Annotated in this window: 15 protein-coding genes and 1 tRNA gene; 9 read left to right on the forward strand and 7 right to left on the reverse strand. The window is 65.3% G+C overall.

The genetic code is table 11. The features are described from left to right. Nucleotides 1-11 precede the first annotated feature (11 nt). Complete coding sequence (locus ABIC09_RS10840) at nt 12-1,040, reverse strand: AraC family transcriptional regulator (protein WP_354109242.1); 1,029 nt, start codon at nt 1,038-1,040, stop codon at nt 12-14. Nucleotides 1,041-1,210: 170 nt separating this feature from the next. Between ABIC09_RS10840 and ABIC09_RS10845 the strand changes: the two genes are divergently transcribed. The 4 genes from ABIC09_RS10845 to ABIC09_RS10860 are packed head-to-tail and all read left to right on the forward strand — an operon-like array spanning nt 1,211 to nt 6,915. Further along, nucleotides 1,211-2,338: an isovaleryl-CoA dehydrogenase gene (locus ABIC09_RS10845; protein WP_502917663.1), complete on the forward strand. Its 1,128-nt coding sequence runs from the start codon at nt 1,211-1,213 to the stop codon at nt 2,336-2,338. Nucleotides 2,339-2,377: 39 nt separating this feature from the next. After that, a complete protein-coding gene (locus ABIC09_RS10850) occupies nt 2,378-3,982 on the forward strand; it encodes a carboxyl transferase domain-containing protein (protein ID WP_354109244.1) in 1,605 nt (534 codons plus the stop codon). Between the two features lie 4 nt (nt 3,983-3,986). Beyond that, nucleotides 3,987-6,002, forward strand: a complete 2,016-nt coding sequence (locus tag ABIC09_RS10855; RefSeq protein ID WP_354109245.1) for an acetyl-CoA carboxylase biotin carboxylase subunit — start codon at nt 3,987-3,989, stop codon at nt 6,000-6,002. Between the two features lies 1 nt (nt 6,003). Further along, nucleotides 6,004-6,915: a hydroxymethylglutaryl-CoA lyase gene (locus ABIC09_RS10860; RefSeq protein ID WP_354109246.1), complete on the forward strand. Its 912-nt coding sequence runs from the start codon at nt 6,004-6,006 to the stop codon at nt 6,913-6,915. Between the two features lie 97 nt (nt 6,916-7,012). Here ABIC09_RS10860 and ABIC09_RS10865 read toward each other — a convergent pair whose 3' ends face one another. The 3 genes from ABIC09_RS10865 to ABIC09_RS10875 are packed head-to-tail and all read right to left on the reverse strand — an operon-like array spanning nt 7,013 to nt 9,941. Continuing rightward, nucleotides 7,013-8,371 carry a TRAP transporter large permease gene (locus ABIC09_RS10865; protein ID WP_354109247.1) on the reverse strand — a complete coding sequence of 453 codons (1,359 nt, stop codon included), beginning with the start codon at nt 8,369-8,371 and terminating at the stop codon, nt 7,013-7,015. Beyond that, nucleotides 8,368-8,922: a TRAP transporter small permease gene (locus tag ABIC09_RS10870; RefSeq protein WP_354109248.1), complete on the reverse strand. Its 555-nt coding sequence runs from the start codon at nt 8,920-8,922 to the stop codon at nt 8,368-8,370. Before ABIC09_RS10870 ends, ABIC09_RS10865 begins: the two co-directional genes overlap by 4 nt. Continuing rightward, nucleotides 8,919-9,941, reverse strand: a complete 1,023-nt coding sequence (locus ABIC09_RS10875; protein WP_354109249.1) for a TRAP transporter substrate-binding protein — start codon at nt 9,939-9,941, stop codon at nt 8,919-8,921. Before ABIC09_RS10875 ends, ABIC09_RS10870 begins: the two co-directional genes overlap by 4 nt. 317 nt (nt 9,942-10,258) lie before the next feature. Between ABIC09_RS10875 and ABIC09_RS10880 the strand changes: the two genes are divergently transcribed. Further along, entirely contained in the window at nt 10,259-10,498 is a 240-nt protein-coding gene (locus ABIC09_RS10880; protein WP_354036852.1) for a pentapeptide MXKDX repeat protein, read from the forward strand. Nucleotides 10,499-10,665: 167 nt separating this feature from the next. On the opposite strand, the gene ABIC09_RS10885 is transcribed toward ABIC09_RS10880, so the two are convergent. Then, on the reverse strand, nt 10,666-11,013 hold the full coding sequence (locus ABIC09_RS10885) for a DUF6481 family protein (RefSeq protein WP_354109323.1): 348 nt from the start codon (nt 11,011-11,013) through the stop codon (nt 10,666-10,668). Nucleotides 11,014-11,272: 259 nt separating this feature from the next. On the opposite strand from ABIC09_RS10885, the gene ABIC09_RS10890 reads away from it, so the two are divergent. From ABIC09_RS10890 to ABIC09_RS10900, 3 genes are all read left to right on the forward strand, one after another. After that, the gene (locus ABIC09_RS10890) at nt 11,273-11,509 is read left to right on the forward strand and encodes a hypothetical protein (RefSeq protein WP_187435166.1); all 237 of its coding nucleotides are present in this window, start codon (nt 11,273-11,275) and stop codon (nt 11,507-11,509) included. A gap of 89 nt (nt 11,510-11,598) precedes the next feature. Further along, nucleotides 11,599-11,811 (forward strand): hypothetical protein, encoded by a 213-nt coding sequence (locus ABIC09_RS10895; protein ID WP_354082821.1) that lies wholly within the window; start codon nt 11,599-11,601, stop codon nt 11,809-11,811. Nucleotides 11,812-12,000: 189 nt separating this feature from the next. Continuing rightward, on the forward strand, nt 12,001-12,810 hold the full coding sequence (locus ABIC09_RS10900) for a hypothetical protein (RefSeq protein ID WP_354109250.1): 810 nt from the start codon (nt 12,001-12,003) through the stop codon (nt 12,808-12,810). A 725-nt stretch (nt 12,811-13,535) separates the two neighbouring features. On the opposite strand, the gene ABIC09_RS10905 is transcribed toward ABIC09_RS10900, so the two are convergent. Continuing rightward, on the reverse strand, nt 13,536-13,745 hold the full coding sequence (locus ABIC09_RS10905) for a hypothetical protein (RefSeq protein WP_354109251.1): 210 nt from the start codon (nt 13,743-13,745) through the stop codon (nt 13,536-13,538). Between the two features lie 194 nt (nt 13,746-13,939). Further along, nucleotides 13,940-14,016: transfer RNA gene (locus tag ABIC09_RS10910), tRNA-Arg, on the reverse strand. A 401-nt stretch (nt 14,017-14,417) separates the two neighbouring features. On the opposite strand from ABIC09_RS10910, the gene ABIC09_RS10915 reads away from it, so the two are divergent. Next, a complete protein-coding gene (locus ABIC09_RS10915; RefSeq protein WP_354109252.1) occupies nt 14,418-19,622 on the forward strand; it encodes an alpha-2-macroglobulin family protein in 5,205 nt (1,734 codons plus the stop codon). The last annotated feature ends 54 nt before the right edge of the window (nt 19,623-19,676 follow it).

The raw sequence follows: 19,676 nt of genomic DNA on the forward strand, positions 1-19,676 counted from the left end.
CCGCGCGAGACTCAACGATATCTGTCGCGAAACTCGCGCGGGCTGGCGCCGGTCCAGCTGCGGAAGGCCCGCGAAAAACTCTTTTCGTTGCGGAAGCCGGCGAGTTCCGCAATCCGCTTGATCGGCGTGCGGCCGCGCATCAGCTCCTGCTTGGCAAGCTCGAGCTTTGCTTCCTCCTTGAGGTCGCGGAGCGAGGTGGCTTCCTCGCGCAGCCGACGATGCATGGTGCGGGTAGAGAGCGCAAGCTCGCTGGCGACATCCTCCGCGCCGAGAATGCGTCCGCGCGCCTCGCGGAGCACCCGTCGGACACGCTCCACCAGCAAACGATCGCGGCGATAGGGTAGCACGGTCAGCCGCAACGCGCCCTTGAGCATGCTGTCGAGGTCGGCGGCGCTGCGGGTCAGCGGCAGCGAGAGATAATGCTTGTCGAAGACGATGCGGGCGGCGTCAGCATCGAAGCGGACGTGCTTGCAGAAGATGGTCGGATAGACCGAGACGTGTCCGGGCTCGGAGTAGGGAAACTCCGCCGCGCGGAGTGCGATGGCGGAATCCACCGCCCAGCAGGAGAAGCCGAGCACATAGCGGAGCAGGGTGACGAGGCAGAACTCGCGCAACGGCCCGAGATCGCGCTGCTCGCGAAGGGAAATGGTCGCGGTCTCGCCGCTGACCGCAAGCTCGAACAGCACGTCTTCCGTCAGCAGCCGATGATGCCGGCACCAGCGTTTCAGAGCGACCTCGAGAGTGGGCGCGGTGATCGAGGCACGGCACAGCATCCCGTAAGTGCCGAAAGGCAGCCTGCGCGAGAACCAGCCGAGCGCCTCGTCATCGAGCTCGCGCATGGCGTGACCCGCCAGCGCCTCAAACTGCGCCGCGGTGACACGCCCGTCGGCAGATCCGACTAGGTCGGACAGAACTTGCCCCTTGCTCAATGCCTCGGCCGGATCTCGCCCATAACGGGCATAGGCCGCGACCACGCTGCGGACGAAGGCGGCGGGCGTCATGGCGCGACGGGGCGTGGCGGTTGCGGCCTGAAAGGGCATCGATAGTCCTTTGGAAAACCCTCGCCAAACTTGGCGGAAAATGCAACCTTTTCGACCGCCACGGCGCCCGGGCGGGGGTAGGTTTGGTGCCGACAAGAAATTCGCAGGGAACTGGAGGAATCGCCTTGAACATCCCGAGCATCGACTTCGATCTGGGCGAAGACATCGGCATGCTGCGCGACACCGTGCGCGCCTTTGTCGAGGCTGAGGTGGCGCCGCGCGCGGCGGAGGTCGAGAAGGCCAATTTGTTCCCGGCCGATCTCTGGAAGCGTTTTGGTGACCTCGGCCTGCTCGGCATGACCGCGCCGGAGCAATATGGCGGCTCCAACATGGGCTACCTCGCCCATATCGTCGCCATGGAGGAGATTTCGCGCGGCTCGGCCGCAATCGGGCTGTCCTACGGCGCCCACTCCAACCTCTGCGTCAACCAGATCCGCCGCAACGGCAACGACGCGCAGCGGCAGCGCTATCTGCCGAAGCTGATCTCCGGCGAGTATGTCGGCGCGCTCGCGATGTCCGAGTCCAACGCCGGATCGGACGTGGTGTCGATGAAGCTGCGCGCCGACAAGCGCGGCGACCGCTATGTGCTCAACGGCTCGAAAATGTGGATCACCAATGGCGGCGATGCCGACGTGCTGGTCGTTTACGCCAAGACCGATCCGGAGGCCGGCCCGCGTGGCATGACGGCCTTCCTGATCGAGAAGGGTTTTAAAGGCTTCACCCATGGCCAGCATCTCGACAAGCTCGGCATGCGCGGCTCCAACACCTATCCGCTGTTCTTCGACGACTGCGAGGTGCCGGAGGAGAACGTGCTCGCCGGCGTGGGCGAGGGCGTCAACGTGCTGATGTCGGGCCTCGACTACGAGCGCGCGGTGCTCTCCGGCGGCCCGCTCGGGATCATGGCGGCCTGCATGGACGCGGTGGTGCCCTACATGCACGAACGAAAACAGTTCGGCCAGCCGATCGGCGATTTCCAGCTGATGCAGGGCAAGCTAGCCGACATGTATTCGACCTGGCAGGCGACGCGCGCCTACGTCTACGCCGTGGGAAAGGCCTGCGACCGCGCCAATCACGCCCGCAGCTTGCGCAAGGACGCTGCCGCCGCGATCCTCTATTCCGCGGAGAAGGCGACGTGGATGGCGGGCGAGGCGATCCAGGCGCTGGGCGGCGTCGGCTATACATCCGAGTTTCCGGTCGGCCGTCTCTGGCGCGACGCCAAGCTCTATGAGATCGGTGCCGGCACCTCGGAGGTCCGCCGCATGCTGATCGGCCGTGAGCTGATGGCGGAAACAGCTTAAACCCTCCACGCAACCACGTCACCAGAAACGCGGGACCACATGCCGCTCCATTCCAGTATCGACACGTCATCGTCGGATTTTGCGCGCAATGCCGACGCCATGCGCGCGCTCGTCGCCGATTTGCGCGAGAAACTCAGCCAGGTGGCTGGCGGCGGCGGCGAGGTCTCGCGCAACCGCCACACATCGCGCGGCAAGATGCTGGCGCGCGAGCGCGTCGATCTGCTGGTCGATGCCGGGACCTCATTCCTGGAGCTGTCGCCGCTTGCGGCCCATGGCCTCTATGGCGGCGACGTGCACTCGGCGAGCGTCGTCACCGGCGTCGGGCGCATCTCGGGCCGCGAATGCGTGGTTGTCGCCAACGACGCCACCATCAAGGGCGGCACCTATTACCCCATGACCGTGAAGAAGCATCTGCGGGCGCAGGACATCGCGCGGCAGAACAATCTGCCCTGCGTCTATATGGTCGATTCCGGCGGCGCCTTCCTGCCGCTGCAGGACGAGATATTTCCCGACGAGCGCCATTTTGGCCGCATCTTCTACAACCAGGCGCAGATGTCGTCGCAGGGCATTCCGCAGATCGCGATCGTGATGGGATCCTGCACCGCGGGCGGCGCCTATGTGCCGGCGATGTCGGACGAGAGCATCATCGTGCGCAATCAAGGCACCATCTTCCTCGGCGGCCCTCCGCTGGTGAAGGCCGCGACCGGCGAGGTGGTGACCGCGGAGGAGCTCGGCGGCGCCGACGTGCATTCGCGGCAATCCGGCGTCACCGACCATTACGCCCAGAACGATGCGCACGCGATCGGCATCGCACGGCGCATCGTCGGCACGCTGAAGCCATCGACCCGGCCGAACCTCAACATGCACCCGCCGCGCGATCCGCTGTTCGCGGCGGAGGAGATTTACGGCGTCGTCCCCGTCGACGGCCGCAAGCCGTTCGACGTCCGCGACATCATCGCGCGCATCGTCGACGGCTCCGAGTTCGACGAGTTCAAGAAGCTCTATGGCACGACGCTGGTGTGCGGCTTTGCGCACATCTGGGGCTATCCGGTCGGCATTATTGCCAACAACGGCATCCTGTTCAGCGAGAGCTCGCTGAAGGGCGCGCATTTCATCGAGCTGTGCTGCCAGCGCGGCATTCCGCTGGTATTCCTGCAGAACATCACCGGATTCATGGTTGGCAAGAAATACGAGGCCGGCGGCATCGCGCGCGATGGCGCCAAGCTGGTGACGGCGGTTGCGACCGCCTCGGTGCCGAAATTCACTGTGGTGATCGGCGGCTCCTACGGCGCCGGCAATTACGGCATGTGCGGCCGTGCCTATTCACCGCGCTTCCTCTGGATGTGGCCGAATGCACGCATCTCGGTGATGGGTGGCGAGCAGGCCTCGATGGTGCTGAGCCAGGTCCGCCGTGACAATATCGAGGCCAAGGGCGATAGCTGGTCGAAGGACGAGGAAGATAAATTCCGCGAGCCCATCCGCGCGCAATATGAGAGCCAGGGCCATCCGTATTACGCGACCGCGCGTCTCTGGGACGACGGCGTGATCGACCCGGCCGACACGCGGCTCGTGCTCGGCCTCGGCCTCTCGGCGGCGTCGAATGCGCCCATTGAACTTACGAAATTCGGCCTGTTCAGGATGTGATGCGATGGACCGCTCAAAGCTCTACCGCCGTTTTCGCACGCTCCTGATCGCCAATCGCGGTGAGATCGCCTGCCGTGTCATCCGCACCGCGCGTGCCATGGGCCTGCGCACCGTCGCGGTCTATTCCGAGGCCGACCGCGACGCGATGCATGTCGCGCTCGCGGACGAGGCCGTGCTGCTGGGGCCTGCACGGGCTCGCGACAGCTATCTCAATGCGGAGCGGTTGATCGAGGCCGCACGGAAAACCGGCGCGGAGGCCGTGCATCCCGGCTACGGTTTCCTATCGGAAAATGCCGAATTCGCGCGGGCCTGTTTCGATGCAGGCCTGGTGTTTGTCGGCCCGACCGCCGGGATGATGACGGCGATGGGCTCAAAATCCGGCTCGAAAGCGCTGATGGAAAAGGCCGGCGTGCCGCTGGTCCCCGGCTATCACGGCGAGGCCCAGGACGATGCGACGTTGTCGAAGGCCGCGGACAAGATCGGCTTTCCCATCCTGGTGAAGGCCTCCGCCGGCGGCGGCGGCCGCGGCATGCGCATTGTACGCTCGGCGGCCGAGCTCGGGCCCGCGATCGTCAGCGCCAAGCGTGAGGCCAAGGCGGCGTTCGGCGACGACCGCATGCTGATCGAGAAGTATGTCGACAATCCCCGCCACATCGAGGTGCAGGTGATCGGCGACAGCCACGGCAATCTGTTGTCGCTGTTCGAGCGCGAATGCACCTTGCAGCGCCGCCACCAGAAGGTGATCGAGGAAGCGCCGTCGCCGACGCTCAACGCTGCTCAGCGCGAGACCGTCTGCGCGGCTGCCCGCAAGGCGGCGGGCGCGGTGAACTATGTCGGCGCCGGCACCATCGAGTTCGTCTCCGACGGCAAGGACGTGTTCTTCATCGAGATGAACACGCGCCTTCAGGTCGAGCATCCCGTGACCGAGCTGATCACCGGGATCGATCTCGTCGAATGGCAGTTGCGCGTCGCCTTCGGCGAGGCGCTGCCGCTGAAGCAGGACGAGATCCGGCTCAACGGCCACGCCGTCGAAGCGCGTGTCTATGCCGAGAACCCGATCAAGAACTTCATGCCGTCGGTCGGAAAGCTCTCGACCTGGCGTCTGCCCGAGGAGACCGGCGGATTGCGCATCGACGCCGGCTATCGCGAGGGCGATACGGTCTCGCCGTACTATGACGCCATGCTGGCAAAGATGATTGCCTGGGCGCCGACGCGCGACGTCGCGATCGACCGGCTCAACCGTGGGCTGGAGGACTCCGACGTCCGCGGCATCGTCACCAACATTCCGTTCCTGTCGGCGCTGATCACGCACCCGAAGGTGCGGACGAATGCGATCGACACCGGCTTCATCGAGCGCGAGCTGGCAGCCCTGACCTCAACGGCGCCGGCGCCCGGTGAGCTCGAGCTGTGTGCCGCAGCCGCCGCGATCGTCAATGACGAGCGGCAGGCCGCGCAAGCGGGCGCGAATTCGTCTGTGATTTCGCCTTGGCAGACCTTTGGCTGGATGCCGGTCGGCCGCCGTCAGCGCAGCTTTGCGTTCCGCGTCGGCCACGGGCCCGAGCAGGAGATCAGCCTGAACTACGGCAGCGGGCCGTCGACGCTGCTGATCGGCGAGCGCGAGCTGGCGTTCACGGTTGCGCCGAAGGAGGGCGGCTTCGACCTGACGCTCGACGGTGTCAAATCCTCCGTCGCCGCTGTGATCGACGGCCATGAGCTGTATTTGCGCACGCGCAACGGCCGCTTCGACCTGCACTGGGTCGATCCGTTCGGCGGCGAGACCGAGGAGCAGGCCGGCGCGGACAAGATCGCGGCGCCCTTGCCGGGTACCGTCGTTGCCGTGCTGGCCGAGGAGGGGGCGAAGCTCGAGAAGGGCGCGCCGATCCTGACGCTGGAAGTGATGAAAATGGAGCAGACGCTGCGCGCGCCCTATGCCGGCGTGCTGAAGTCGATCAAGTGCAAGGTCGGCGATATCGTGCAGGAGGGCACCGAGCTCGCCGTGGTCGAGGCTTCCGGGGAATGACATGAGCGATCCCGTCCGCATCATCGAGATGGGGCCGCGCGACGGCCTCCAGAACGAGAAGACGCCCGTCAGCGTGGAGGCCCGCATCGCCTTCATCGAGGCGCTGGTTGTCGCCGGTCTCGACACGATCGAGGTCGGCGCCTTCGTCTCGCCCAAGGCGATCCCGCAGATGGCGAGCTCGGATGCCGTGCTGCGCGGCCTTGCCCACGTGACCGGCGCGGAATTCCACGTGCTGGTGCCGAACGAGAAGGGTTATGACGCCGCGCGTGCCGCCGGCGCAAAGGTGGTCTCCGTGTTCGCGGCGGCCTCCGAGGGCTTTTCGCGCGCCAACATCAACTGCACGGTTGCGGAGTCCATCGAGCGGTTCAAGCCGGTGCTGGCGCGCGCCAGGGCCGACGGCGTGAAGGTGCGCGGCTATATCTCCTGCGTGCTCGGCTGTCCCTTTGACGGCGAGATCAAGCCGACGGCGGTTGCCGATCTTGCGAGCACGCTGTGGGATCTCGGCTGCTACGAGGTCTCGCTCGGCGACACCATCGGCGTCGGCACGCCTGATAAGGCCAAGGCGATGCTGCGCGCGGTGGCCGCCAATATTCCCGCCGCAAAGCTCGCGATGCATTTCCACGACACCTACGGCCAGGCGCTGGCCAATCTCTATGCCGGCCTGGCGGAGGGCGTCCGCGTCATCGACGCTGCCGCCGGCGGCCTCGGCGGCTGCCCCTACGCGCCGGGTGCGACGGGCAATGTCGCGACCGAGGATGTCGTCTATATGCTCGAGGGCATGGGCGTGACGACCGGCGTCGATATGGAGAAGCTGCTGGCGGCGACCAATACGATGAGCGGCGTGCTCGGCAAGCCGCCAGTAAGCCGCGTGGCGTCGGCGCTGAATGCGAAGAAGAAGCGAGCTGCTTCCTAATTTTCCGTCATTGCGAGCGCAGCGAAGCAATCCAGAATCCCACCGCGGAAAGACTCTGGATTGCTTCGCTGCGCTCGCAAAGACGGCGGAGAGACCTTCATCTGCTCCCGTCCGGCCCCATCACCAGGTCCGGCAGCCAGGTCGACATATCAGGCACGAGGCAGAGCAGCAGCACGGCGCCCATCATCAGCAGCACGAAGGGCAGCGTGCCCCAGATCACTTCGCTCAGCGAGATGTCCGGCGCGACGTTGCGGATGACGAAGATGTTGAGGCCGACGGGCGGATGGATCAGACCCATCTCCATCACGATGGTCATGACCACGCCGAACCAGATGATGTCGAAATTGGCGGCGCGCAACGGCGGCAGGATGATCGGTGCGGTCATGAGAATGATCGAGACCGGCGGCAGGAAGAAGCCGAGCACGACCACCATGACGAGGATCGCAAACAGCAGCCCCCAGCGCGGCAGATGCATGGCGACGACGGATTCGGCGGCCGATTGCGAGATATGGAGATAGCTCATCACGTAGGAATAGAGCAGCGACATGCCGATGATCATCATCAGCATGGTCGATTCCCGGATCGTCGACTTCATGATCGGGCCAAGATCGCTCGGCCGCCACACGCCGTAGATCGCCGCGATCAATCCCAGCGCCAGCAGGCCACCGAGGCCGGCGGTCTCCGACGGCGTGGCATAGCCGCCATAGAGTGCGGCCATGACGCCGGTCAGCAGCAGGACGAAAGGGAGCACGCGCGGCAGCACGTTGAAGCGCTCGGCAAGCGTATATTCGTCGCGGGCGAGGATCGCGGCTTCCGGGCCGCCGTTCTTGTAGGCTGCTTCGGCCGCGGCATATTCCTGACGGAAGCGGATCACGGCATAACCGCCGAACAGCGAGACCAGCAGCAATCCGGGGCCGATGCCGGCGAGAAACAGGCGTCCCAGCGACTTTTCCGCAGCGACCGCGAACAGGATCATGGTGATCGAGGGCGGCAGCAGGATGCCGAGCGTGCCGCCGGCGGCGATGATGCCGGCTGCGAAGCCGCCGGAATAGCCGCGCTTGCGCATCTCGGGGATGCCGGCCGAGCCGATCGCCGAGCAGGTCGCGGGCGAGGAGCCCGCCATCGCCGCAAACAGCGCGCAGGCGAAGACGTTGGCAACGCCGAGGCCGCCGGGCACCCGATGCAGCCAGGCGTGCAGCGCCGAATAGAGATCCTGGCCGGCCCGCGATTTGCCGATCGCCGCACCCTTCAGGATGAAGAGGGGGATCGACAGCAGCGTGATCGAGGCCATCTCCTCGTAGACGTTCTGCGTCACCGTATCCAGCGATGCCGCGGGCATGTAGATGCCCATGAACACGACCGCGACCGTGCCGAGCGCGAACGCAATCGGCATGCCCGAAAACATCACGAGCAGCGTCGCGACCCCATAAGCGATACCGATACCGAATACGCTCATGAACGCTTGGCTCCCGCGAACGGCAGCGCCAGCTGCACAAGGATCTGGACGCAGAGCAGGCTCATGCCGAGCGCCATCAGGGAATAGGGAATGGCCAGAGGCGGCGACCACATCGAGTTCGAGACCTGGCCGTCGACATAGGCTTCCTGCGCCAGCGTCCACGACTTCCAGGCGAAGAAGACGCAGAACAGGAACGTCACAGCGTCGACGATCCAGAGCCGGATCCGGTTCGCCAGCGGCGACAGCAGGCCGACGAAGGCCTCGATGCCGATATGGCCGCGGTTCTGCTGTACATAGGCCGCCGTCATGAAGGTCGCGCCGACCAAGAGGAACACTGCGGCCTCGTCCTGCCAGTAATTGGCGGCCTTGAACAAAGCACGGCTCAGCACGCTGTAGCTCAGGATGGCGCAGGCGGCGACCAGCGCCAGCGCGGCGAATGCGACGATGATGCGATTGAGGACGGCGAGGCCGCGATCGAGCGCCGCCGCAAGGCCGGTCCTTGCGGCAGCATTCGCCGTGTCGTCACGATCCGGGAGCGGACCGTGGCTCATGCAGCGACGTCGGAGGCGAGCTTGAGCAGATTCGCAGCGGTCGCGGTCTTGGCGCCGTAATCCTTCCACGCGGTGTCGCGGGCGATGTCGCGCCACTTGCCGACCGTCGCGGCATCCAGCGCCGAGACCTTTGCGCCGGCCTTCTCGTAGACCTTGGCGACCTCGACGTCGTCATCCTGCGCGCCCTTGCGGCCGAACGCCTCGAGCTCCTCGCCGACGGCGACCAGAACGTCCTGCTGGTTCTTCGGCAGCTTGTCGAAGATCGCCTTCGACATCATCAGAGGCTCCAGCATGAACCAGTAGGATGCGCCCGCGCCCGAGGTCAGCGACTTCGCTACTTCTTCGAGCCGGAACGAGATCAGGCTGGTGGAGGAGGTGATGCCGGCGTCGCAGGCGCCGGTCTGCATCGCCGCGTAGATTTCGTTCGAGGGCACCGACAGCACCGAGGCGCCGGCGGTCTGCAGCACCATGTCCATCTCGCGCGAGCCGCCGCGCACCTTCATACCCTTCGCATCCTCGGGAGCGACGATCGGCTTGGAGCGGCTGGCGACGCCGCCGGCCTGCCATACCCAGCTCAGGAGAATGATGCCCTTGTCGGCGAGGAAGTCAGTCAGCGCCTTGCCGACCGGCTCCTTCTTCCAGCGCATGCCCTGGTCGTAGGTGGTGACGAGGCCGGGCATCAGGCCGATATTGGTCTCCGGCAATTCGCCGCCGGCGTAGGGCATCGGATACAGCGAGATGTCGAGTGCGCCCTTGCGCATCGCCGAGAACTGCGCGTTGGTCTTGATCAGCGAGGAATTCGGATAGATTTCGGCGGCGATGTCGCCGTTGCTGCGCTTACTGACTTCGGTGGCGAACATGCGGCAGAGCCGGTCGCGGAAATCGCCCTTGTCGATGGTGCCGCCGGGGAATTGATGCGAGATCTTCAGCGTGGTCGCGGCATGCGCAGTACCGATGCCGAAGCGGAGGATGGCGGGCGCGGCGACGGCGGTCGCGAGCAGATGGCGGCGGGTAAGCATGACGTGATCCCCTTGGACTGTTTTCTTGTTGGCAGGATCGGGTTTTGAGGCCGGCCCAGGGCCCATCCTAGCCGGTCTTCCACCCGATATTCTCTCATCTGATAGTTCGAGATCGAATGCGGCTGCAAGTCGCGTCGTTGCTGCGACGCACACGCGGCTTGGCCCTGTTCCGGGCATTAGCACGATTGGCGAGCAGGGGCGCCGGCCTGACAGAAAAAAAGTCCGCAACGTCGCGTAACAAGCATGCGCGTCGATCCGTCGAGATTGTGTAGCGGCACAAGTCGCTGGCAAACACCATCTTGAAGGGATTATTTCTCATGACCATTCGCACCCGCATCGTGCTCGGCGTCTCGGCTGCCGCTCTCTCGCTTGGCTTGGCGCTGTCGCCGGCCGCGTTCGCCCAGGACAAGATGGGCAAGGACGACGGCATGATGAAGAAGGAGACGATGTCCAAGGACGGCATGAAGAAGGACACCATGTCCAAGGACGACGGCATGAAGAAAGACACGATGTCGAAGGATGGCATGAAGAAAGACGACGGCATGAAGAAGAACTGATCTCTCGCCGTCGTGCCGGGCGCCTCGAGGGGGCGAGCCGGCATGCGCTGCTCCGGTTTCGGTCGAGGGCCTGACAACGTACGCGCGCGTTCGCGCGGACTTGGCTGGTCCGTACCGTCAGGATTTGACCTGAAGCACGTGCGCTTCAGGTCAAATTTTGTTGAAGGTCACTTCCGCTTGGACTTGCGGGCGGCGTAACGCGCGTCACGCTTGGCCTTTTGCTCGGCCTCGACCTCAGCCGCCTTTGCTGCCGCTTCTTCCGCTTCGCGGGCGATCCGCGCGGCTTCCAGCGCTGCGGCCTCTTCCTCGCGACGCTTCTGCTCGGCCTTTTCCGCATCGCGCGCAGCCTTCGCTTGGGCGCGCTTGACCGCTAGAGCCTCGCGCTCGGCACGCTTCGCCACAACCGCGGGATCATCAGGCCCAGGCTGCGACTTGAATTTGTTCAAAAGATTCTTGCGCGCTTCCTGCGCCGCCTTTTGCCGGTCTGAAAACCCGGGTTCCCTAAATCCACTCACGGGCCTTGCCTTCCTCGCTTTCAATCCTACATCGGTGACTGTTGGTACGTCGGCTGGGCACAAGCAGGCACCACGCGACGCAGAAGCGTGTACATCGTCACGCGCCGCGAAGCCACCCATAATCGCAGCCGATCAGGTCAACGAAAATCGCTCGACCAGCCGATCCTTCGTAGTCCGGAAAAACTGCCGAATTGTGATGTCCCTCATAAGGGCACCCCAACGGCGGCGCCTAGCGTCCGCCACGAGACGGAGCACGGGCATGATCTTTTTCCGGCTGAGCCTGAAGGCCCTTGCAATCACGGCCGCCGCAGTGGCGGTGACAGGTGCGGTGCTTTTACTTGCCCGCCCGCAGCCCATCGAGAGCACCGTTCTAGGGGCCGCATGGGAGTGCACCCAGACCGCCTTCATCCTGACCAGCTGCGCGCCGCGCCGGCAGCAGGCGATCCCGGCGGTCGAGACCTCGCGCAAGGAGGCGCTGAGGGCGACCAGGGGCTAAGCGGCGAGGGACAGGGCAGGATGTGACGCGACGTCGCAGAGGTGATAAAGGGCCTCACCGCGCGACAAGGTCCCCAAATCCAAGTAGCCATGTCCAAGCCTGATCCTGCCAACAAGCCCGGCGCGCCGCCAAAACCCCAATCCGGCGACAGTCGGCGCGGCGCAATCGCGGGTCTGATCATCGCCGCTGTCATCCTCGGTGTCGGGCTGTGGCTCGCCCGCGACCTCACGGCCGCCAGCAAGATGCAGGACTGCCTGATGTCGGGGCGAAGCAATTGCAATGTGATCGAGCCTGCCCGCTAGGCCGGTCTCGCCGGACCACGCCCGAACGAAAAATTGCCGTGATCTTAATCATTTGTAACGGGACATAGCCGACCTGTCGGGGTCAATTTGACAGGCCGGTCATGTCCGTCGGCATCACCCAGGCGCGATCCGAATCGCCTATCGCGCGTGGACTACGGCAATTGCGAAAGTTGAGGGGGGTAAGCGCGCATGAGTGCGTCCAGCCGCATGAAGATCATCATTCCCATAGTTTCGGCCATGGCGTTGCTGGCAGTGTCAGCGCAAGCGCAGGACGCAGCGCCGCCGAAGGGCGCCGGCCAGCCGCCAGGGCAGGGCGCAGGTAGCCCACCCCCCGCCAATCCGAACATGCGCAAGGGTCCTCCGCCGCAACAGGCCGTGCACCCCGCGCCTCAGCCCGGCGGCCAGGCCCACATGGCTCCAGGCCCAGGTTCGGGAGCAGCTCCCGGCCCGCATGGTCCCGGGCCGCGTAATGCCGGTGGCCCGCCGCCGGGACCCGGTCGCTACATGGCACGCGGTCCGGCACCGGCGCGCGACTGGGGCGGCCACGCCTATCGCGGCAATCTTGCCTGGGACGGCGGACGCTGGCGCCACGAGGTCCACAACGGCCGTCCGGGCTGGTGGTGGGATGTCGGCGGCGTCTGGTACTATTATCCGCAGCCGATGGACGGCCCGCCCGCCTACATTTCCGAAGACTATATCGACGACGTGCCGGTGGCCTACGCACCGCCGGGTCCGCCGGTCGCCTACGAACCGCCGCCGCCGGCACCAGATCCGGGCGCGAGCGCGCTCGGCGGCGCCATCGTCGGCGGCGTCCTTGGCGGCCTGATTTCCGGCAACGCCTCGGGGGCGGCCGCAGGCGCCGTGATCGGCGGCGCGACTGGCGCCATCGCCGGTGCCACCGCTGCTTCGCGCCCCGGCTACTATTTCGCACAAGGTAACTGCTATTACCGCTATCCGAGCGGTCAGTATGTGCAGGCCGATCCGCGCGCCTGCTACTGAACGGCTCACGGCGACATCCGGCATGAATGGGGCGGGCCTGGTGCCCGCCTCATCTGCGTTGGGGCCTGCGCGGAGACGTGGTCTGACAACGTTGCGGCGACGCGCAACAACTGTCCCGACTTTTCTCTCGCGCTCCCTGCGGCAACGCGCCTTGATCAAAGAAAAAACGGGGTGCCGTGCCTGTTCTGATGCCGCAGCTTCGGCCTTTTGTGTCATGAGAGCCCGGCGCTCACAACAGTCGCGTCGGGACGTCGGCACCTCAAGTTCGTCGCGGTAATATCGTGCGGAAGCGCGCACGCGGTGCGACCTTCGTCCACCGCAATCATACGGACGAAATTGCCACGCCCTTGTCCATATCGGCCGGTTAAAGTTGCCAGCATGTGTACGAAGTACGACCCTCAGCATGAAGCCGAGGCAGCAATGAAGCGCGCCGCGGCGTCCGAAGGCCCCGACCGGCAACGCCTCATCGAACTGGCCTTGGCGTGGCATCAACTCGCTCGCGATCGGCGCGACGACGAGCGAAGGGCCGATTTTCGTCTGACAGACAAGTCGACCCGGTTCGGGTCTTAGCACCAGTCATGAGAAAGCCCCTTGCTCGGGGGGATTTGCGAAACGCGCCGTTAAGACATGCGCGGCACTACGTTTTGCGGTCGCGATTCGTGCTTTGGGAACGAAGCAGAGTCGGACCGTGAACAAACGGAATGCTGGAACACTCGGGGCCCAAGTTAGAATCGCTCGACCGCCGTCGGCTGCTGCGCTCGATGCGCGCACGCCTGAACGGCGGAGGCGAGCTGATGCTGGCTCATCGCGACGTCGGCAATGGACGCCTGCGCCAGCTCGATCCGCTTTGCGATCACGCCGGAGTTGACGTCCACGATTGCGTCGAGCGCCAGAAACGACATCGCGACGATCGCCACCGCAACGGCGATCCCCATTCTCGTCAATTCCGTTCGCGGCATCGGCAGTCCTTATCGGGCGCAGTTTGCCCGCCGCATAGATAGGGCGCACCCGCACGGTTCAAAGACCGGGGCGAGGGCACCCACGCGTTCGTGAAAGGCCGCGAATTGCAATTGGGCGTCACGCCGTGGCGTCGATCATGAACGCCGGCACCGGTCGATAAAATCAGGGCTGGCGATCCCGGCAGGAATCGAACCTGCAACCCTCAGAGTAGAAATCTGATGCTCTATCCAGTTGAGCTACGGGACCGTCTTGGCCACCCCGGTTCGGGGGCTGGCCGTCATATATCATGCCAATAGGAAAAATCTGGTGCTTCGCCAAGCCTGAACCGAACCGTTTTCCAGGGAGCGGCGACAAAGCGGAACGGCGGAGTGTCAGGGTGCCGGGTCGAGCGGCAGCGTACTGGACGATGGATCACATCGCCGGGGGCGCTGACTAGCTTCCGGGACACGGCTGCCGGACGACTGGTCCGATGTTGCTGCGCCCCAGGACGGCGTGCGCGGCGATATCTCGATCGGTCTCCTCTGGGCGTGCCTTGCCATGGTGAATGCGACGATTTGCACCTTTGGTTCCATCGCCTTGAGTCCGTCACCTTTCCGCGCACTTTATCACCGCCGCGGCGTTCGTCCGCGATTTCCGGGAGTCCCTTCATGATCGGTCTGGTTCGCGCCGTCACCATCTGCGCAACGCTGGCGCTTGGGCTTTGCGCCGCGCAAGCCACGGACAAGGCGTTCAAGCGCGACGATCTCGCCGATTCCGCCATCAAGCTGGAGGCGCAGATCAAGAGCGAGGCGGGGCCGGTCGCCAAGACCGGGGCAACCTTGCGCACCGACGCGGATGCCGCCTTCAAGCGCAACGATTACCGCACCGGGCTCTCGGTGCTCGGCCAGATCGCCGCCGTCACGCCTGAGGACGCCGGCAACTGGCTGCGGCTCGCAAAAGTCATCTTCCAGATCACGCCGAAGAGCTCGAGCGAGCAGACCTTCCTGCTGGAGCGCGCCTCGACCGCTGCCTACATCGCTTACATGCGCGCCGGCAATCCGGGTGAGGAGGCGGATGCGCTCGCCGTGCTCGGCAAGTCGCTCTCCGAACGCAAACTGTGGCGGCCGGCGCTGGATGCGCTGCGGCTGTCGCTCGATATGCGCGAGGTCGCCGATGTTCGCGGCAATTACGAGAAGCTGCGCGACGAGCACGGCTTCCGGCTGCTCGATTATACCGTGGACTCGGATTCGGCGAGCCCGCGTGCCTGCTTCCAGTTCTCGGAAGAGCTCGCCAAGCGCACCGACTTCGCGCCGTTCCTTGCGCTTGCCGGCCAGGACAAGCCGGCCCTGTCGGCCGAGGGCAGGCAGCTCTGCGTCGACGGGCTGAAGCACGGCGAGCGCTACAACATCAATCTGCGCGCCGGCCTGCCGTCGACCGTGAAGGAAGGCCTGCCGAAATCGGCCGAGTTCAACATCTATGTGCGCGACCGCAAGCCGTTCGTGCGCTTCACCAGCCGCGCCTATGTGCTGCCGCGCACGGGCCAGCGCGGCATTCCCGTGGTCAGCGTCAACACGCCAGCGGTTACCGTCAACGTGTTCCGGATCGGCGATCGCAATTTGATCAACACGGTGGTCGACAGCGACTTCCAGAAGACGCTGTCAAAGTACCAGCTCAGCGATCTTGGCGGCGAGCGCGGCGTAAAGGTCTGGTCCGGTGAGCTCGCGACTGCGACGACGCTGAACCAGGACGTCATCACCGCTTTTCCGGTCGACCAGGCGCTCGGTGAGCTCCAGCCCGGCGTCTATGTGATGACGGCAGCGGCCAAGGGCCCGGGCAGCGACGACGATTACCAGCTCGCCACCCAATGGTTCATCGTCTCCGATCTCGGCGTCACGGCCTATTCCGGCAATGACGGCATCCACGTGTTCGTCAACTCGCTGGCCTCGACCGATCCGGTCGGCAAAGCCGAGGTACGGCTGGTCGCCCGCAACAACGAGATTTTGGCGACGCGCAAGACCGACGAGAGCGGCCACGTGCTGTTCGAGGCGGGGCTGGCGCGCGGCGAGGGCGGCCTGTCGCCGGCGATGCTGACCGTCACAAGCGAGAAGGCCGACTACGCCTTCCTCAGCCTGAAGACCTCGGCCTTCGACCTGTCCGACCGCGGCGTTGCGGGCCGCGCGGTGCCCGCGGGCGCCGACGCTTTCGTCTATGCCGAGCGCGGCGTCTATCGCTCCAGCGAGACGGTCTATCTCACCGCACTGCTGCGCGACGGGCAGGGCAATGCCGTCAATGGTGGACCGCTGACCCTGGTGATCGAGCGCCCCGACGGCGTTGAATTCCGCCGCGCCGTGCTGTCCGACCAGGGCGCCGGCGGCCGCACGCTTGCCGTGCCGCTGAACTCGGCCGTTCCGACCGGCACCTGGCGGGTGCGCGCCTTCACCGATCCGAAGGGCTCATCGGTCGGCGAGACCACATTCATGGTCGAGGACTACGTCCCCGATCGGATCGAATTCGACTTGTCGGCCAAGGACAAGCTGATCAAAGCTAACGCTCCTGTGGAGCTTAAGGCCGACGGTCATTTCCTCTATGGCGCGCCCGCATCCGGCCTTCAGCTCGAGGGCGACATGCTGATCGCGCCCGCGAGCGAACGCCCGGGCTATGCCGGCTTCCAGTTCGGCGTCGACGACGAGCAGACCACCTCGAACGAGCGCACGCCGCTGGAGAACCTGCCGGAAGCCGACGCCAATGGCGTTGCTACATTCCCGGTGACACTGGAAAAGCAGCCGGCCTCGACGCGTCCGCAGGAGGCGCAGATCTTCGTCCGCATGGTCGAGACCGGCGGCCGTGCCGTCGAGCGCAAGCTCGTGCTCCCGGTTGCGCCGGCGACTGCGCTGATCGGCATCAAGCCGCTCTTTGGCGACAAGAACGTCGCGGAAGGCGACAAGGCCGAGTTCGATATCGTGTTCGTCTCGCCCGAGGGCAAGACGCTTCCCCGCGACGGGTTGCGCTACGAGCTCCTGAAGATGGAGTCGCGCTACCAATGGTACCGCCAGAACAATTACTGGGAGTATGAGCCGGTCAAGTCGACCTCGCGCGTTGCCGACGGCGACGCCACCATTGCCGCCGACAAGCCAACGCGGATCACGCTGGCGCCCAAGCCCGGTCGCTACCGGCTCGACGTGAAGTCGAACGATGCCGACGGCCCGGTAACCTCGGTGCAGTTCGACGTCGGCTGGTATTCCGACGGCAGCGCCGATACGCCGGACCTGCTGGAGACCTCGATCGACAAGCCGCAATACGCTTCCGGCGACATCATGACCGTCTCGGTCAATGTCCGCTCCGCCGGCAAGCTCACCGTCAACGTGCTCGGCGATCGCCTGCTGACGACGCAGACCATCGACGTCAACGAAGGCACCGCGCAGGTGAAGCTCCCGGTCGGCAAGGACTGGGGCACAGGCGCCCATGTGGTGGCGACGTTGCGCCGTCCGCTTGATGCGGCTGCCCAGCGCATGCCGGGCCGCGCCATCGGCCTGAAATGGTTCGGCATCGACAAGCAGACGCGCACGCTCCAGGTCAAGCTGACGCCGCCGGCGCTGATCCGGCCGAATGCGACGCTGAAGATTCCGGTCAAGCTCGACGGGCTCAATCCGGGCGAGGACGCCAAAATCGTGATCGCTGCGGTCGATGTCGGCATTCTCAACCTCACCAATTACAAGCCGCCGGCGCCGGATGATTATTATCTCGGCCAGCGCCGCCTGAGCGCGGAGATCCGCGATCTCTATGGGCAACTGATCGACGGCATGTCGGGCACGCGCGGCCAGATCAAGTCAGGCGGCGACGCCGGCGCTGCCGAGCTCCAGGGCTCGCCGCCCGCGCAGAAGCCGCTCGCCCTCTATTCGGGCATCGTCACCGTCGGCGCCGACGGCAGTGCGGAAGTGAGCTTCGATATTCCGGAGTTCGCCGGCACCGCGCGCGTGATGGCGGTGGCGTGGACCGCGACCAAGCTCGGCCGCGCCAACACGGACGTGGTGATCCGCGATCCCGTGGTGCTAACCACGACCCTGCCGCGCTTCCTGCTCAATGGCGACCATGGCACGGTCAATCTCGAGATTGACAATGTCGAGGGCGAGGGCGGCGACTACATCATCAACGTGAAGACCGGCGGTCCGGTGAAGATGACCGGCAATGCCGCAACCACCGTCAAGCTCGCCGCCAAGCAGCGCAATTCGTTCACGCTTGCGATTGACGCGACCGCGGCGGGGCAGGCGACGCTCGACGTCGACATCAAGGGACCGAACGGCCTTGCGCTCGCGCGCCACTATGCGCTCGACGTCAAGGCGGCAACCCAGGTGCTGGCGCGGCGCTCGATCCGGACGCTGGCGAAGGGCGAGAGCCTGACACTGACATCGGACATGTTCTCCGATCTCGTGCCGGGCACGGGCAGCGTCTCTGTCTCGGCGAGCCTGTCGACCGCGCTGGACGCGGCGACGATCCTCAAAGCGCTCGACCGCTATCCCTATGGCTGCTCGGAGCAGATCACGAGCCGCGCCATGCCGCTGCTCTACGTCAACGATCTCGCGGCCGGGGCACATCTCGCGATGGACACCGAAGTCGACCAGCGCATCCGCGATGCGATCGAGCGGCTCCTGGCCCGTCAAGGCTCCAATGGCTCGTTCGGCCTGTGGTCGGCGGGCGGCGATGATGCCTGGCTCGATGCCTATGTGACGGACTTCCTCACCCGCGCCCGCGAAAAGGGCTTTGTGGTGCCGGACGTGCTGTTCAAGAACGCGCTGGATCGTATCCGCAACTCGGTCGTCAACGGCAATGAGCCGGAGAAGGATGGCGGGCGCGATCTCGCCTACGGCCTCTATGTGCTCGCCCGCAACGGCGCGGCGCCGATCGGAGATCTCCGCTATCTCGCGGATACCAAGCTGAACAACCTGGCGACGCCGATTGCGAAGTCGCAGCTCGCGGCGGCGCTCGCTTTGGTAGGCGATCGCAACCGTGCGGAGCGGGTCTATGGCGCGGCGCTCGATAGCCTCGCGCCAAAGCCGGTGCTGGAGTTCGGTCGCACCGACTACGGCTCGCAGCTGCGCGATGCCGCAGCACTGGTCTCGCTCGCAAGCGAAGGCAACGCGCCCAAGGCGACGCTGACGCAAGCCGTGATGCGGGTCGAAACCGCGCGCGGGCTCACGCCCTACACCTCGACGCAGGAGAATGCTTGGCTGGTGCTGGCGGCGCGGGCGCTGGCCAAGGAAAACCTCTCGATCGAGGTCGACGGCCAGAGCGTCAAGACCGCGCTCTACCGCAGCTACAAGGCGGACACGCTGAGCGGCAAGCCGCTGAAGATCACCAACACCGGCGACGCGCCGGTGCAGGCGGTGATCTCGGTGTCGGGCTCTCCGGTCACGCCGGAGCCGGCTGCATCGAACGGCTTCAAGATCGAGCGTAATTACTTCACGCTCGATGGCAAGCCCGCCGATATCAGCAAGGTCAAGCAGAACGATCGCTTCGCCGTGGTGTTGAACATTACGGAGGCGAAGCCCGAGTACGGCCACATCATGGTGTCCGACTATCTCCCGGCAGGTCTTGAGATCGACAATCCCAAGCTGGTGTCGTCGGGCGACAGTGGCACGCTGGACTGGATCGAGGACGGCCAGGAGCCGGAGGATACCGAGTTCCGCGACGACCGCTTTACGGCGGCCGTGGATCGCGCCTCGGACTCCAAGGCGGTCTTCACCGTCGCCTATGTCGTGCGCGTGGTCTCGCCCGGCAAATACGTGCTGCCGCAGGCCTATGTCGAGGACATGTACAACCCCTCGCGCTACGGCCGCACCGGCACGGGCACTGTCGAGGTGCGGGCGGCGAAGTGAGTGTTTGGAATGACTGATGCTCCGAACGAGCCAGCAACTCCGCCGTCATGCCCG

Source organism: Bradyrhizobium sp. S3.12.5 (genome assembly GCF_040548225.1).
Classification (GTDB): Bacteria; Pseudomonadota; Alphaproteobacteria; order Rhizobiales; family Xanthobacteraceae; genus Bradyrhizobium; species Bradyrhizobium cytisi.

Excerpts from the sequence above, each read along its gene's own strand:
- ABIC09_RS10855 (WP_354109245.1), top strand. The coding sequence starts at position 3,987 with ATGGACCGCTCAAAGCTCTACCGCCGTTTTCGCACGCTCCTGATCGCC.
- ABIC09_RS10840 (WP_354109242.1), bottom strand. The coding sequence starts at position 1,040 with ATGCCCTTTCAGGCCGCAACCGCCACGCCCCGTCGCGCCATGACGCCC.
- ABIC09_RS10915 (WP_354109252.1), top strand. The coding sequence starts at position 14,418 with ATGATCGGTCTGGTTCGCGCCGTCACCATCTGCGCAACGCTGGCGCTT.
- ABIC09_RS10870 (WP_354109248.1), bottom strand. The coding sequence starts at position 8,922 with ATGAGCCACGGTCCGCTCCCGGATCGTGACGACACGGCGAATGCTGCC.
- ABIC09_RS10890 (WP_187435166.1), top strand. The coding sequence starts at position 11,273 with ATGATCTTTTTCCGGCTGAGCCTGAAGGCCCTTGCAATCACGGCCGCC.
- ABIC09_RS10875 (WP_354109249.1), bottom strand. The coding sequence starts at position 9,941 with ATGCTTACCCGCCGCCATCTGCTCGCGACCGCCGTCGCCGCGCCCGCC.
- ABIC09_RS10905 (WP_354109251.1), bottom strand. The coding sequence starts at position 13,745 with ATGGGGATCGCCGTTGCGGTGGCGATCGTCGCGATGTCGTTTCTGGCG.
- ABIC09_RS10900 (WP_354109250.1), top strand. The coding sequence starts at position 12,001 with ATGAGTGCGTCCAGCCGCATGAAGATCATCATTCCCATAGTTTCGGCC.
- ABIC09_RS10895 (WP_354082821.1), top strand. The coding sequence starts at position 11,599 with ATGTCCAAGCCTGATCCTGCCAACAAGCCCGGCGCGCCGCCAAAACCC.
- ABIC09_RS10850 (WP_354109244.1), top strand. The coding sequence starts at position 2,378 with ATGCCGCTCCATTCCAGTATCGACACGTCATCGTCGGATTTTGCGCGC.
- ABIC09_RS10845 (WP_502917663.1), top strand. The coding sequence starts at position 1,211 with ATGCTGCGCGACACCGTGCGCGCCTTTGTCGAGGCTGAGGTGGCGCCG.
- ABIC09_RS10880 (WP_354036852.1), top strand. The coding sequence starts at position 10,259 with ATGACCATTCGCACCCGCATCGTGCTCGGCGTCTCGGCTGCCGCTCTC.
- ABIC09_RS10865 (WP_354109247.1), bottom strand. The coding sequence starts at position 8,371 with ATGAGCGTATTCGGTATCGGTATCGCTTATGGGGTCGCGACGCTGCTC.
- ABIC09_RS10860 (WP_354109246.1), top strand. The coding sequence starts at position 6,004 with ATGAGCGATCCCGTCCGCATCATCGAGATGGGGCCGCGCGACGGCCTC.